The following is a 13,745-nucleotide window of genomic DNA, read 5'->3' as shown; positions in this document are numbered from 1 at the left end:
TTCGCCCGTGGCTGCCGCACGCAAGGATGCCTAGAAGAGGCCGATGAAGATCGGACGCGTCGTCCCCGCAGGTGGGCCGTTCCGGCCCGCGCTGATCTCCCTGAGCCTGTGTGTTGCGCTCCTGTCCGCCGCCCCGGCGGCGGCCGACATCGTGATCGGCGTGGCGGTTCCGCGCTCGGGACCCTACGTGGCGGTCGGAGAGCAGGTACTGCGCGGGGTCGAGGCCGCGGCCCGGGACGCGAACGCCATGGGCGGCCTCGACGGCCAGCCCGTGACCCTCGACGTCCAGGACGACGCCTGCGACTCGAACACCGCGACGGCGGTGGCCAACCATTTCGTGCGCTCCGACGTGCGCCTCGTCGTGGGCCATGTCTGCTCCAACGCCTCGATCGCGGCCTCCGACATCTACGCCCAGAACGGCGTCGTGATGATCACCGCCGCCTCGGTGGCGGCGCGGCTCACCGACCGGGGATTGCCGACCGTCTTCCGCGTCTGCGGGCGCGATGACGACCAAGCCCGGCTGTCGGCGGCCGTCCTGGCCGAGCGCTTTCGGGACCGGAAGATCGCGCTGATCCAGGACCCGACCCCGGCATCCCGCACCCTCGCGGCCGCCACCAAGGACAATCTCAACCGCATCGGCGTCAACGAGGCGCTGTCGCTGTCCTTCTCCCCCAGCGACGCCGACGATGCCGCCTTGGCGGATCGCCTCAAGGCTGCGGGGATCGAGGTGGTCTATTACGGCGGCGATGCCACCGAGATGGGCCGCTTGGTGAAGGTTGCCGCCGACCGGGGCTTTCGCCCGCAATGGTTCGGCACCTCAGCGATCGCCACGCCGGACTTCGCCAAGATCGCCGGGCCGGCCAGCAACGGCGTGCTGATGACCTTCTACCTCGACCCGAGCCGGCAGCCTGCCGCGGCGAGCGTGGTGAAGGCGTTCAAGGCCGAGGGCGTCGATCCGACCGGCTCGACGATCTACGGCTACGCGGCCATGCAGGCGCTGGTCGCGGCCGGCAACTTCGCCCATTCCGCCACGCCGCGGGCCGTCGCCCAGGCCCTCCACACGGAGCGCTTCGACCTCGTGCTCGGGACGGTTGGCTTCGACGCCAAGGGCGACGTCACCGCGCAGGGCTACGTGCTCTACGTCTGGAAGGACGGAAGCTTCACGCCGGCCGGGAAGTGACGGCCCGCGGGAGGCTCTTTTCGCGCCCTAGCCGCCCGCGGCATCGACCTCCGCGCCGCGGCCCAGGCCGCGCAGCAGGTCGGCGAGGTGCGGCCGCACCCGCAGCTGCAGGGCGTGAAGCTGCCGGACCGCTTCGCTGAGCTGACCGTCCCGGTTCAGCATCGCGTCGGCGAAGCCGATCATCCGGGCATTGGGCCAGGCGGGCTCGCGCAGGGCGTGCAGGCGCGCCACCAGCGCCTCGGCGGATGTCTCGGCCTCGGCCTGCGCGAACACCATCAGCAGCGCCGCCGTCGAGCGCGACAGGCCGTAATGGCAATGCACCAGGAGATGGGCGGCACCGTCGAGCTGCCGTCCGAAGTCGAGGATGGCCGCGACGTGCTCGGGCTGCGGCGGCACGAGGCCCTCGCCGGGGCCGAGGCAATCGTGGAAGCGCAAGGTCGTCCGGGCATGGAGGCCGTAGCCCGCGAACGCCTCGGGTTCCGGCGTGCCGGGATCGAGCAGGGACAGGACATGGCTGACGCCGCGCGCGCTGTGGCCCGCCAGCTCCTCCAGGCCGCAGACGGTGTGCAGGGTGACGGCGGGCTCTGATTGCATTCGCGGCGCGTAGCACGGGCGGATGCCCGTTTCGAGCCGGGACGGAACTGGCCCCGGCGCCCGCGACTTTCGAGAACCGGCGCGGACGTGCTACCTGCGGCCGCCGATCCCGCGCCGGCCGGATCGGAGTTGCTCGAACGAGATGCCGTTGGACGAGACTTACATCGCGCACCCCCCCACGGCCGGGACGCGGCGCCGGACGGTGTTGACCGCCGGCCTCGGCGCGGCCGCCGCGATCGCCGGGCCGTTGGCGGCTCCCGCCCGCGCGGAGGGCGCACCCGAACTGCGCTGGCGTCTGTCCTCGGCTTACGCGAAGAGTCTCGACATCCTGTTCGGCGCGCCCGAGGCGCTCAGCCGGATCGTGGCCGAGGCCACGGATGGGCGCTTCCAGATCCAGGTGCAGGGCCCGGGCGAGCCGGTGCCCGCGGACGGATTGCTGGACGCCGTGGCGGCGGGCACCGTCGAGATGGGCCACGGCCCCGCGACGCTGGGCATGGCCAAGGACCCGACCTTCGCGCTCGCCACCGCGATCCCGTTCGGCCTCAACGCGCGGGGCGCCGCCGCCTGGTGGCAGGCGGGAGGCGCCGCCGAACTCTTCGGCGAGGTCTTCGCGAAGGCCGGCTTGGTCTGTCTGCCCGGCGGCAATACCGGTGCCCAGATGGGCGGCTGGTTCCGGCGCGAGATCAAGAGCCTCGCCGACCTCCAGGGCCTCAAGTTCCGGATCGGCGGCATGGGCGGGCAGGTGCTGGCCAAGTTCGGGGTCCAACCGCAGGCGGTGCCGGGTCCCGAGATCTACGCCGCCCTGGAGAGCAAGAAGCTCGATGCCGCCGAGTGGATCGGCCCCTACGACGACGAGCGGCTCGGCCTGCAGAAGGTCGCACCGGTCTATCACTATCCCGGCTTCTGGGAGGGCGGCGCGATGCTGCACTTCTGGTTCAACGCCGAGAAGTGGAAGGCGCTGCCGAAGGCCTATCAGGCTATCCTCCGGATGGCCGCCGCCGAGGTCGGTGCCGATGTCCAGGCCAAGTACGACGCGCGCAACCCCCAGGCTTTGCGCCGGCTCGTCGCCGCGGGGGCGCAGCTGCGCCCCTTCCCCCAGGAGGTGATGGAAGCCGCCCTCAAGAACGCCAACGACGTCTACGGCGAGATCGCCGCCAAGAACCCCGATTTCCGTCGGGTCTACGAGGCGATGCGCACCTTCCGCAACGAGGAGTACCTCTGGTTCCAGGTGGCGGAGTATACCTACGACAATTTCATGATCCGGGCCCGGGCGCGGGGATAGCGTCCGGTCGGGCAAGGGCGAGCGGGGAGGGCAGGATGGCCGGAGCGCTGAAGGTCGGGTTGGTGCTGCTCGGGGCCGCGCTGCCCCTCCAGGCGCAGGCGCAATCGTCCGCCAACCTGACGGCCCTGCGCGGGCTCGTCCCGGTGGCGCGGCTGCAGACCGCGCCGGACGGCCGGGCGGCGCTCGACGCGAATCTACGCATCACCGGCGACATCCAGACCGGCGATCTCAAGCAGCCGATCCTCCTGCCGTTCTCCGAGCAGCAGCAGCTCGCCCTGCGGGACTGCTTCATCACCGACGGCAACGCCGCGAATCTCGCCGACGGCCTCGGCACGACGCTCGCCCAGGCCTATCACGCCAAGGCGACCTACAGCGACTACAAGACCTTCACGAGCATCGCCCCGGCGGTCGCCAACCTGATCGGCTACACCAACAACGTGAGCAAGTCGGATTCGAATTCCGGCAAGTACTTCTTCGCCAACGCCACCACCAACGGCAAGCATGCGGTCTCGGCCGAGGCCGCCGCGATCCTGGCGGACGGCGCCGTGACCGACGTGTTCGGAAAAGCCTACGACCGGCCCGCCGGCAGCCCCGGTGCCGACCGCTACGGCAATTCGCGGCCGTTCCAGACCCTGCCGCGCCTCCGGGCCTATCGCGGCAAGGACTATTTCGGCGATCCCTCTCACAGCCTCGACTGGCTGCGCGGGCCCTCGCAGGATCTCGTCGACAGCCCGTCCTACCCGAGCGGCCACACCACCTACGGCTATACCGAGTCCATGCTGCTCGCGCTCCTCGTGCCGGAGCGCTACCAGCAGATGGTCGCGCGCGCGGCCGAGTACGGCAACGACCGGATCATCGTCGGCGCCCATTACGCGATGGACGTGCTCGGCGGGCGGGCGACCTCGCTCCACGCCCTGGCTCACCTGCTGGCCAACGATCCGGCCTATGTCGGCCAGATCCGGAAGAACCCGGCCGTGCTCGACAAGGCCAGTGCCGAGGCCGACAAGACGGTGGGCGTGACCGATTACCGGGCGCTCCTGACGGAGGCCCGGGCGGCCATGACCGAGGCGCTGAAGGCCGGCTGCGGCGACACGGTGGCGGCCTGTGCCGCGAAGGATGACGGCCGTTTCAAGGATCCGGCCGCCAACGCGGCGTTCTACGCGGCGACCCAGACCTACGGCCTGCCCGTGGTGCATCCGGAGATCGCCGGCCGCCGGGAAGACGTGGCCAAGGTCGCCCCGGAGGCGGGCCACCTGCTCACCGCGGCCTTCCCGTCGCTGACGCTCGACGAGGCCAACGCGATCCTCACCGAGACGCAGGGACCAGGCGGCGGCTTCCTCGATGACGGCTCGGAGTTCGGCGTCTATTCCCGCCTCGACCTCTACACGGCGGCCGGCAAGGCCGCGGCGCTGGCGGCGAGCCGCGGCGGGACGAGCGCGACGCGCTGAGGGGGACGCCGACTGCGTCGCGCCGTCAGCGCAACACCCCCTCCGCCAGGGCGCGCTGGATGCCGCGCACGTCGGTACCCTTCTTCAGGGTACGCTCGATCGGCTGCGGCGTACCTGACACCCAGATCTTGAGTTCGGCATCGAGATCGAACGTGCCGGCCGTCTCGACCGAGAAGCGCACGATGGCCCGATAGGGCACGGACAGGAACTCGACCTTGCTGCCCGTGGCACCCTGCACGTTGATCAGGATAACGCGGCGCTCGGTGAACACGAACACGTCCCGGATGATCTTGAAGGCGAGGCGGGCCGTCTCGCCTTCGATCAGGATTCCCTCGAGCCTGCGCTCGAGGGAGGCGGCATCGACCGCGCTGCCGTGGCCCAGCAATCCATCAAGTAGACCCATGATCCCGCCGCTGCGTCATGCCTGTCGACCTACGATAGCACCCACCCGAGGCGAAGATTCTACCGATACGGGCCGGCGGGAGCGCCGCGAGGCTCAGGCACGGCGCCCCGCTCTCACGGCGACCAGTCGCGCTCACGGCGTGCGCTTGCGCAGCACGAAGTCCCCGAGCGCCAGGAACTTCTGGGCCCGCTTGCCGGTGTCGACCTCGGTGGTGAACACGTTGCCCTTCGAATCGACCGCGAGGTTGTGGACCCAGTGGAACTGGCCCGCCATGCGCCCGTTCCGGCCGAAGGCCCCGACCACCTCGCCGGTGGCCCGCGACAGGGTCCGGACCTCGTTGTTGGCCCCGTCGGCGTTGAGCAGGTAAGTCTCGTCGGCGTCCGGCCACAGGGCCAGCTCCCAGACCGAGCCGTTCGCCCGGGTGTTCTTCTCGACGAAGAACTCCTTCACGAACGTCCCGTCCTTCTTGAACACCTGGATGCGGTCGTTCGTCCGGTCGCACACATAGACCAGCCCATCCTGGGCGATCCGCACGCAGTGGACCGGGTTGGCGAATTGCTGCGACGGCGCCGCCGCCGGGTCGTAGGGGCCGAGCTTGTCGTCGGTCGGCGGCTTCCCGTAGGCGCCCCACATCCGTTTGAACGCGCCCGTATCGCGGTCGAAGACGATAATGCGGTGGTTGTAATAGCCGTCCGCGACGTAGACCTCGTTCGCCGCCATGTCGAAGTCGACATTGGCGGGCTTGCCCAGGCGGCTGGTGTCGCGGCTGTCGGTCTGCGGGCCGGACTTGCCGATCTGCAGGACGAACTTGCCGTCGGGCGTGAATTTCAGGAGCTGCCCGTCCTGGTCGCCGTTGCCGGCGATCCAGACGAAACCCTGGCCGTCGATCTGGATCCCGTGCTCGTTGGTCGGCCAGTCGTAGCCCGCGCTCGGGCCGCCCCAGCTCCGCAGGAGGTTGCCGGCCTGGTCAAATTCCAGCACCGACGGAGCCGGCTTGCAGCACTTGGTGCGCGGCGGATCGAGGCTCGCGGCCTTCTCGTCATCGGTGAGCGTCCGGGGCCGCTGGACCACCCAGACATGGTCCTGCGCGTCCACGGCGACGCCGGCCGCCTGACCCATGATCCAGTCATTCGGCAGCGGCTTCGGCCAGGACGGGTCGACCTGAAAGCGCGGTGCGTCCGCAGCAGGCGCCGGGCCGGCGAGGGTGAGCAGGCAGGCGAATGCCGGCAGCGCGGCGAAAATCCTCATGGCGTATCCTCAACCGCGCCTGTCCCGGCGCTCGCGGCCAGCATGGCGACCGGCGCAAGCGGGATCCAGCCACACGGGGAGCACTCCGATGACAAAGGGCGCCGGATCAGGGGCCTAAAAAGAAAAAAGGCCACTCCCGAAGGAGCGGCCCGAAGTCTAGGGAGGAAACGCCCAAGAAGGGCTGCGGAAGGGCGACGCCATCGCTCTCCCGCGCTGCACAATCTGCGCTGATGGGCGAAAATTACAAGGGGATCAGGACAGCAGGGCTGTCCTTTTGTGCGTCTGCACACGCGTGCGCGGACGGCTGTGTTGAAAATGTCGCATGCGGTGCATCGCGGCCGAAGTCTGAATTTTGGCGGACCAGGGCGACGGAAGATCCCATAAGGTCCTGATCAGGCGCGGTTTTGTCGGATCACGCGGCGCTCTGCGCCGCGGTTCGATTGCGTCTTCTCATCTCGGACCCGCCGAGAGACGAATTCGCCCTGCGCTCTAGCTCTCCGGCCAAGTCTTCCGTGGGACGGCTGAAGCAAGGGTCAGGGTGCGCATGGCGATTCAGGGCGAACGGATCCGGGTCCTCAACGATGTCGAGCCGCGCGGAGACGGGGATTACGTCCTGTACCTCCTGCAGCAGGCCAATCGGGCCCAGTTCAACCCGGCCCTGGAATTTGCCATCGAGGAGGCGAACCGGCTGAACCTGCCGGTCGTCGCCTGCTTCGGCCTGCTCGATGGCGCGAGCGGCTTCCCCGAAGCCAATGCCCGGCACTACGCCTTCCTGCTTCAGGGGCTCGCGGACGCGAAGGCGGGTCTCGAGACGCGCGGGATCGGCTTCGTGATGCGCAAGGCCTCACCCGCGAAGGTGGCGATTGACCTGTCCGCGGACGCGGCGCTGCTCGTTCTCGACCGCGGCTATCTCGCCATCCAGAAGGGCTGGTACCGGGAGATCGCCGCGGCCGTCACGACGCGGATCGTTCAGGTCGAGGGCGACGTGGTCGTGCCCGTCGAGACGGCCTCGAAGAAGCATGAATATGCCGCGCGGACGCTGCGGCCGAAGCTCAACCGGCTCTGGGACCCGTTCATCGCGGAGCTGACGCCGCGCAAGCTGAAGCGCAAGGCGGAGGGCCTCAAGCTTGAGACCGAGATCGACGTCTCCGATCCGGAGGCGGTGCTCGCCGGCATGAGCCTCGACCGGGTGGTCGGGCCGGTGAAGCGCTTCACCGGCGGCGAGACGCAGGCCCGCAAGCGGCTCAAGGCGTTCCTGAAGGATGGGTTCGCGGGCTACGGGGCCGGGCGCAACATGCCGGGGGCCGCCGCCGCCTCGCACATGAGCCCGTACCTGCATTTCGGCCAGATCTCGCCGGTGGAGATCGCCCTGGCAGTGCGGGGGGCCAAGATCGGCGATGACGACGACCACAGCGCCTATCTGGAGGAGCTGATCGTCCGGCGCGAGCTCGCCATGAACCACGTCTTCTACACGGAGGGGTACGACGATTACGACAGGGCAGTGCCGGATTGGGCGCGCAAGACCCTGGCGGAACACGCCGAGGATGCCCGCCCGCACACCTATTCGGAGGACCAGCTCGCGGCCGGCGAGACCCATGATCTGTACTGGAACGCGGCGATGCGCGAGATGCGCGAGACCGGCTACATGCACAACCAGTTGCGGATGTACTGGGGCAAGAAGATCCTCGACTGGTCGCCTTCGCCCAAGGAGGCCTTCGCGCGCACGCTCCGGCTCAACAACCGCTACTTCCTCGACGGACGCGATCCGAACTCCTTCACCAACGTCGCCTGGGTGTTCGGCCTCCACGATCGCCCGTGGCAGACGCGCAAGGTCTTCGGCACCGTCCGCTATCAGAGCGAGAACTCGCTCAAGAAGTTCGACGCCAAGGCCTATGTGAAGGCCGTCGAGGCGCTCTGTGCGGCGGAGGCGGACGGGTAGGGCGGGCCTGGCGCCGATCGGGCCCGAGGCTCCGACTTTCGGCGCGCCGGGTCAGGCTGCAGCGGTCGGCGCCACAGCCGATCTGAACATGCGCGCAGCCCGGATCGGTGCGGTGTCGCGCGGCCTATGCGCCGTCGCGCGCCCGTCCGTGCCGGACCTCGCGGATCCGGACGGGGCCAATCCTTGCCGATTGCGGTATAGCGTTCGCTCCGGCAGTGCGGGTGCAGAGCTCAGACAGGATCGAGATGCGGGACGAGGCGCAGGAGACGATGGACGCCCCGCTCCCGAAGCGTTCGCGCTACCGCCGCTCGATCATGCGGCTGCGCTCAGCCTCGATGGAGGCCTATCCGCTCTGGCGCGGCCGGCTGCTGTTCCTGGCCGGCGGCATCGGCGTCGGCCTCGCCGCCGTGCTGATGGCCAAGGGCGCGGATCTCGCGCAGGACGGATTCCGGCGTCTGATTGCGATCTCGCCGCTGATCGCCCTGGTGCTCACGCCGGCGGGGTTCGCGCTCGCGGCGCTGCTCGCCCGTACGGTCTTCCCAAACTCGCAGGGCTCAGGCATCCCGCAGGTGATCGCCGCCCGCCACGCTCGCGATGCGGGCTTCCGCTACGCCCTGATCTCGCCGCGGGTCGCCTTCGGCAAGGTGATGGTCCTATTCCTGGGACTGCTCTGCGGCGCCTCGGCCGGCCGCGAGGGGCCGACCGTGCAGGTCGGCGCCGCGATCATGGCCGCCTTCGGGCGCCTGACGCCGGAGCGGCTGCCGGGGCTGCTGCTCGCCGGCGGCGCGGCGGGCGTGGCGGCGGCCTTCAACACGCCGCTCGCCGGAATCGTGTTCGGGATCGAGGAACTGGGCCGGGCCTACGAGGCGCGCTCGTCCGGGCTGATCGTCGCCGGGATCGTGGCCGCGGGCCTGACCTCCCTCTGGCTCCTGGGGAACTACACCTATTTCGGAACGACCCAGGCGGAGCTGCCGCTGGCCGCGGGCTGGATCGTGCCTCTGATCGCCGCCTTGGGGGGCCTCGCGGGCGGCGTGTTCAGCCGCCTCGTGATCCTGTTCGCCCGCGGGCTGCCCGGCGCCGCCGGGCGGCTGGTCCGGGGCCGGCCGGTCCTGTTCGCGGCGGCCTGCGGCCTGTGCGTCGCCCTGTGCGGGCTCGCCTCGAGCGGTGCCGCCTACGGCACCGGCTACGAGGAGGCCCGGGCGATCCTCCACGGCGACGCCGCGGCCGGCTGGAGCTACGCGCCGCTGAAATTCGCCGCCACCGTGCTCAGCTCGATCAGCGGCATCCCGGGCGGCCTGTTCGCGCCGTCCCTGGCGGTCGGGGCCGGGATCGGCGGCACGGCCCACGGCCTGCTGCCGGACATGCCGGTGGGGGCGCTCGTGCTGATCGGGATGGTGGCTTACCTCACCGGGGTGCTCCAGGCGCCGATCACGTGCTTCGTCATCGTCACCGAGATGACCCAGAACCACTCGATGATGATCCCCCTGATGGTGGCGGCGCTGATCGCCGACGCCGCCTCCAAGGCGGTCTGCCGCGGCGGGCTCTATCACACCCTGGCGGAGATCATGCTGGAGCGCGCCGACGTCCCAGCGCAGCCGGTGACCAAGACCGCCTGACCGATCTTGAGAATAAAAGCGGACCGGGCCAGATTCGGCGGAACGGTCTCGCTTGGCGCCGGTTGAGGCAGGAATTGTCAGCCCGCCCTGCGGGCCAAGCCGGAGTGACGCCATGACCCTTCTGAAGTGGGCCCTCATCTGCTTCGTGATCTCGCTGATCGCGGGCGGTCTCGGATTCACCGGCATCGCCTCGGGCGCGGGCTCGCTGGCGCGGATCCTGTTCGGGCTGTTCCTGCTGATCGCCATCGTGATCGTCGTGATCGCCTTCGCGGTCGGCCAGGCGGTGTTCTGAGGCTGGCGCGATGCGGGACCGGGTCTGCCTCGTCACCGGGGCGACCAACGGCATCGGCTACGAGACCGCCCTCGGGCTCGCGCGCCACGGCGCGCGGGTCGCGATCGTCGGCCGGGATGCGGAGAAGGCGCAGGCCTGCGCCGCGCGGATCCGCGCCGTCGCGCCCGGCGCGGCGGTCGACGAGCATGTCGCGGACCTGTCCGCCCAGGCCGAGATCCGGCGCCTCGCCGGCGTGCTACGGGGCGCCTATCCGCGCCTCGACGTTCTGGTGAACAATGCCGGTGCGATCTTCGACCGGCGCACGCTCACCGTCGATGGCATCGAGCGTACCTGGGCCCTGGATCACCTGGGCTACGTGTTGCTCACCCTCGAACTGCTCGACACCCTCAAGGCCTCGGCGGCGGCCGGCGGGAAGCCGCGGATCGTCAACGTCGCCTCGGCGGCCCATTACCGGGGCCATATCAACTTCGACGACATCGAGGGCGCCCGGCGCTACGGGGCGATGCGGGCCTACGCCCAGGCGAAGCTCGGCAACGTCCTGTTCACCTACGCTCTGACCCGGCGCCTCGGCGGCAGCGGCATCACCGTCAACGCCCTGCATCCGGGCGTGATCAACACCGGCTTCGCCCGGAACACCGGCGGCCTGTTCGGCACCGCGTGGTCGCTGATGCGCCCGTTCCTGTCGAGCCCCGACAAGGGCGCCGAAACCTCGCTCCACGTCGCGACTGCCCCCGAACTCGACGGCGTCACCGGCCGCTACTTCTCGCATCGGCGGCCGAAGCCATCCTCGGCCGAGAGCCGCGACGAGGCCGTGCAGGAGCGGGTCTGGGCACTCAGCCTCCGACAGGTCGGCCGGAGCGGCTGACCGGCGCAAGGAGCTGGTCACGCCGCCGCCCGGACCCCGTGCTCGCCCTGCTGCTGGATCTCGATGAACACCCGGGTGACGTCCGGGCTGCGCTGCTTCAGCGCCCGGTCGAGGCGGGTCACGAGGCTCTCGACCTCGCCGGCGCTCAGGTCGTCGGCCATGTCGATGCTGAGATTGACCAGGATGTCGGACGGACCAAGGTGCTGGGTCAGCACCTCGTTGACGTGGAGCACGCCCGGCTCGGCCCGCGCCAGATCGCCGATCGCCGCAACGATCTCGGGATCGGCCGCCTCGCCGATCAGCAGGCCGTGGGTCTCGATCATCAGGAACCCGGCCATGCCGACGAGCACGAGCCCGATCCCCACCGAGGCCCAGCCGTCGAGGCTCGGCATCTCCAGGATGTGGGACAGGCCGACGCCGGCCAGCGCGATCAGGAGGCCGATCAGCGCGGCGGCGTCTTCGGCCAGCACCGTGAACAGGGTCGGATCCTTGCTGCGCCGGATCGCCCGCACCGCCGAGTGCTTGCCCTTCTCGGCCCAGAACTGGCGCATCGCCACGAAGAACGACGTCCCCTCGGCCGCGATGGAGAAGCCCAGGATCGCGACGTTCACCCAGATCCCCGGCAGCCGGTATCCGAGGATCTCGGCATCCACGTCGGGCTCCGGATGGCGGATCCGCGCGATGCCCTCGTAGATCGCGAACAGGCCGCCGCCGAGGAAGATCATCAGGGCGACTACGAAGGCGTAGAAGTAGATCTCACGCCCGTAGCCGAATGGGTGGCGTTCGTCGGCGGGCCGCTCGGCCCGCTTCATGCCGACGAGCAGCAGCACCTGATTGGCCGTGTCGACCACCGAATGCACACCCTCGGCGATCATCGCGGTCGAGCCGGTCAGCGCCCCGCCGACGAACTTCGCCGCCGCGATGGCGAGGTTGGCGCCGGCCGCCGCGTAGATCGCCCCCGTGCTCTCATGCGCCATCCGGTACCCTCCTGCACTCCATCACGCGCGGCGGCAGCCGCGGCGGTGCAAGCGTTCCCGCGCGCGACCGGTTCCCGTGTGGACGCGGACCGACACCCCGTGCAACCTGCGCCCGTTCAAGAATGCTCGGAGGCAGCATGGCCGACGCCCGCTACGATCCCGACAACATCTTCGCCAAGATCCTGCGGGGCGAGATCCCGTGCCATCGCGTCTATGAGGACGCGCACACGCTGGCCTTCATGGACGTGATGCCCCAGGGCGAGGGCCACACCCTGGTGATCCCGAAGGCCCCGGCCCGGGGCCTGCTCGACGCCGAGCCCGAGTCGCTGAGCGCCCTGATGACGAGCGTCCAGACGGTCGCCCGCGCCGTGAAGGCAGCCTTCCAGGCCGAGGGCCTGACGCTGTTCCAGTTCAACGAGCCGGCCGGCGGCCAGACCGTGTTCCACCTGCACGTCCACATCATCCCGCGGCGCGAGGGTGTGACGTTGAAGCGGCACGAGGGCGGGATGGCCGACAACGCAATCCTGGCCGAGCACGCCGCGCGGATCCGCGCGGCGCTCGAAGGGCAGGGCTGACGCTCAGGCGGCGCTCACCGAGTCGCCGGATTGGGCCATGCTGGCGAGCAGCCGACGCAGGGCGGCGTTCTCAGTCTCCAACTCGCTGACGCGCTTCAGCAGCATCGCCAGAGCCGCCTCGGTCGACGCCGGATCGGGCGCGGGCGCCGAACCGGCGGTCCGGGCCGGCTCCTCGAACGTGACGCCGATGCCGTCCTCCCGGCGCCAGCGCAGGGTCGCCCGGTATGTGCGGTCCTTCTGCGGGATGTAGAGGTCGAACGCCTCCGGGAGCGTCGTCGCGTCGCTCATGACGAGGCGCGCGCCGGAGGAGGACATGTCCCGCACGAGGCAGTCGAAGCTCGACGACCCGTTGTTGAAGACGATGCGGCCCTTGAGGAAGACCCTCTGCCGCGTCTCTTTGCGATGCTCGGACATGCGGCCGGCTCCGAAGTGCTGACGATGCTCCGGATCCTGCCTGCCAGCCCTTAAGGAATCTTGGTCAGGATACTGGAGTCGCGGCCCGTTTGAGCGGCCGGATGTTGATGGATCGACCGAGGCCGGGGGTGCATCCCGGCTACGCCCGCAGGCCGTCCGGCTCGATCGCGCGGGTCTGGACGGCGCGCAGCAGCGCGATCACGAGACCGAAGATCGTCAGCACGTCGCAGGTCAGGCCGAAGACCGAGCCGACCAGCAGGTTGTGGCCGCCCCAGCACAGCGAGGCACCGAGGAAAAGGAGGCGCATGGGCTGCGGCGCCGCGTTGAGCCGCGCGGCTGTCGCGAGCAGCGTCCCGACGGCCGCGCAGGCCGACGGCCAGCCGTTCCACGTGGCCACCGTCAGGCAGGCCGCCACGAGGGTGCTCGCCGCGAAGAGCGGCGGGACCCAGCCACTCCGGCCCGGCATGCCCAAGCACCGCAGGGAGACGAGGCTCTGCATCACCGAGATGGCGCACATCGCCGTGCCCGTCAGCGCGCCGAGCGTCAGGTAATGGGCGCCGAAGCAGGCGGCACAGGCCGCCGACGCCAGGAGGATCCGATCCCGGCGCGGCATGACGCCAGCGATGAAGCCGAGAGATAGACCGAGTGATCCGAACAGATCGAGGTGCGCCGCGGCCGAAGCGTACCAGGAATACAAAACATCGACGGCGTTCATTGTCAGCGCCCAAGCGGCGCAGGGGCGCCGTTTCTGTCGGATGCGCTAGGTTCGCATGGTAATCAGCTGGTTAACGCCAGCCCGCCCCCGCCCGCATGGTCACGCGAGCGTGTCCGCCGCGCCGCAATCGTGAGCGAAGCCGGCTTCACGCCCGGTCTTTCCGGGGCGCCGGAGGCGAGCCCCGCAGATCAAATCAT

Annotated in this window: 14 protein-coding genes; 8 read left to right on the top strand and 6 right to left on the bottom strand. The window is 69.9% G+C overall.

Annotated features, from left to right (window positions below; translation table 11 throughout):
* The first annotated feature begins 43 nt into the window (after positions 1-43).
* Positions 44-1,180, top strand: coding sequence for a branched-chain amino acid ABC transporter substrate-binding protein (locus ABIE45_RS01125; protein ID WP_192709789.1), 1,137 nt, complete (start codon positions 44-46; stop codon positions 1,178-1,180).
* A 27-nt stretch (positions 1,181-1,207) separates the two neighbouring features.
* Here the strand turns inward: ABIE45_RS01125 and ABIE45_RS01120 are convergent, their stop codons facing one another.
* Positions 1,208-1,774: a protein-tyrosine-phosphatase gene (locus ABIE45_RS01120; protein WP_192709790.1), complete on the bottom strand. Its 567-nt coding sequence runs from the start codon at positions 1,772-1,774 to the stop codon at positions 1,208-1,210.
* A gap of 142 nt (positions 1,775-1,916) precedes the next feature.
* On the opposite strand from ABIE45_RS01120, the gene ABIE45_RS01115 reads away from it, so the two are divergent.
* Positions 1,917-3,056 carry an ABC transporter substrate-binding protein gene (locus ABIE45_RS01115; RefSeq protein WP_192709791.1) on the top strand — a complete coding sequence of 380 codons (1,140 nt, stop codon included), beginning with the start codon at positions 1,917-1,919 and terminating at the stop codon, positions 3,054-3,056.
* A 35-nt stretch (positions 3,057-3,091) separates the two neighbouring features.
* Positions 3,092-4,504, top strand: a complete 1,413-nt coding sequence (locus tag ABIE45_RS01110) for a phosphatase PAP2 family protein (RefSeq protein WP_192709792.1) — start codon at positions 3,092-3,094, stop codon at positions 4,502-4,504.
* A gap of 25 nt (positions 4,505-4,529) precedes the next feature.
* Here the strand turns inward: ABIE45_RS01110 and ABIE45_RS01105 are convergent, their stop codons facing one another.
* Complete coding sequence (locus tag ABIE45_RS01105; RefSeq protein WP_192709793.1) at positions 4,530-4,907, bottom strand: PH domain-containing protein; 378 nt, start codon at positions 4,905-4,907, stop codon at positions 4,530-4,532.
* Between the two features lie 132 nt (positions 4,908-5,039).
* Entirely contained in the window at positions 5,040-6,155 is a 1,116-nt protein-coding gene (locus ABIE45_RS01100; RefSeq protein WP_192709794.1) for a hypothetical protein, read from the bottom strand.
* A 544-nt stretch (positions 6,156-6,699) separates the two neighbouring features.
* Between ABIE45_RS01100 and ABIE45_RS01095 the strand changes: the two genes are divergently transcribed.
* The 4 genes from ABIE45_RS01095 to ABIE45_RS01080 all read left to right on the top strand — a co-directional run bounded on the left by ABIE45_RS01095 (position 6,700) and on the right by ABIE45_RS01080 (position 10,867).
* The gene (locus ABIE45_RS01095; protein WP_192709795.1) at positions 6,700-8,094 is read left to right on the top strand and encodes a deoxyribodipyrimidine photo-lyase; all 1,395 of its coding nucleotides are present in this window, start codon (positions 6,700-6,702) and stop codon (positions 8,092-8,094) included.
* Between the two features lie 245 nt (positions 8,095-8,339).
* Positions 8,340-9,710 (top strand): chloride channel protein, encoded by a 1,371-nt coding sequence (locus ABIE45_RS01090; RefSeq protein WP_373622068.1) that lies wholly within the window; start codon positions 8,340-8,342, stop codon positions 9,708-9,710.
* Positions 9,711-9,822: 112 nt separating this feature from the next.
* Positions 9,823-10,002: a DUF1328 domain-containing protein gene (locus tag ABIE45_RS01085; RefSeq protein ID WP_010685332.1), complete on the top strand. Its 180-nt coding sequence runs from the start codon at positions 9,823-9,825 to the stop codon at positions 10,000-10,002.
* Positions 10,003-10,012: 10 nt separating this feature from the next.
* Positions 10,013-10,867 (top strand): SDR family oxidoreductase, encoded by an 855-nt coding sequence (locus ABIE45_RS01080; protein ID WP_192709797.1) that lies wholly within the window; start codon positions 10,013-10,015, stop codon positions 10,865-10,867.
* 17 nt (positions 10,868-10,884) lie between these two features.
* Here the strand turns inward: ABIE45_RS01080 and ABIE45_RS01075 are convergent, their stop codons facing one another.
* The gene (locus ABIE45_RS01075; RefSeq protein WP_192709798.1) at positions 10,885-11,844 is read right to left on the bottom strand and encodes a cation diffusion facilitator family transporter; all 960 of its coding nucleotides are present in this window, start codon (positions 11,842-11,844) and stop codon (positions 10,885-10,887) included.
* Positions 11,845-11,981: 137 nt separating this feature from the next.
* Between ABIE45_RS01075 and ABIE45_RS01070 the strand changes: the two genes are divergently transcribed.
* Positions 11,982-12,419 carry an HIT family protein gene (locus tag ABIE45_RS01070; RefSeq protein WP_192709799.1) on the top strand — a complete coding sequence of 146 codons (438 nt, stop codon included), beginning with the start codon at positions 11,982-11,984 and terminating at the stop codon, positions 12,417-12,419.
* Positions 12,420-12,422: 3 nt separating this feature from the next.
* Here ABIE45_RS01070 and ABIE45_RS01065 read toward each other — a convergent pair whose 3' ends face one another.
* Positions 12,423-12,833, bottom strand: a complete 411-nt coding sequence (locus ABIE45_RS01065; protein ID WP_192709800.1) for a PilZ domain-containing protein — start codon at positions 12,831-12,833, stop codon at positions 12,423-12,425.
* Positions 12,834-12,972: 139 nt separating this feature from the next.
* The gene (locus ABIE45_RS01060; protein ID WP_192709801.1) at positions 12,973-13,548 is read right to left on the bottom strand and encodes a YgjV family protein; all 576 of its coding nucleotides are present in this window, start codon (positions 13,546-13,548) and stop codon (positions 12,973-12,975) included.
* Positions 13,549-13,745 lie beyond the last annotated feature (197 nt).

Source organism: Methylobacterium sp. OAE515, assembly GCF_041806315.1.
Taxonomy (GTDB): Bacteria; Pseudomonadota; Alphaproteobacteria; order Rhizobiales; family Beijerinckiaceae; genus Methylobacterium; species Methylobacterium tardum.
This window is presented reverse-complemented; position numbering and strand designations above follow the sequence as displayed.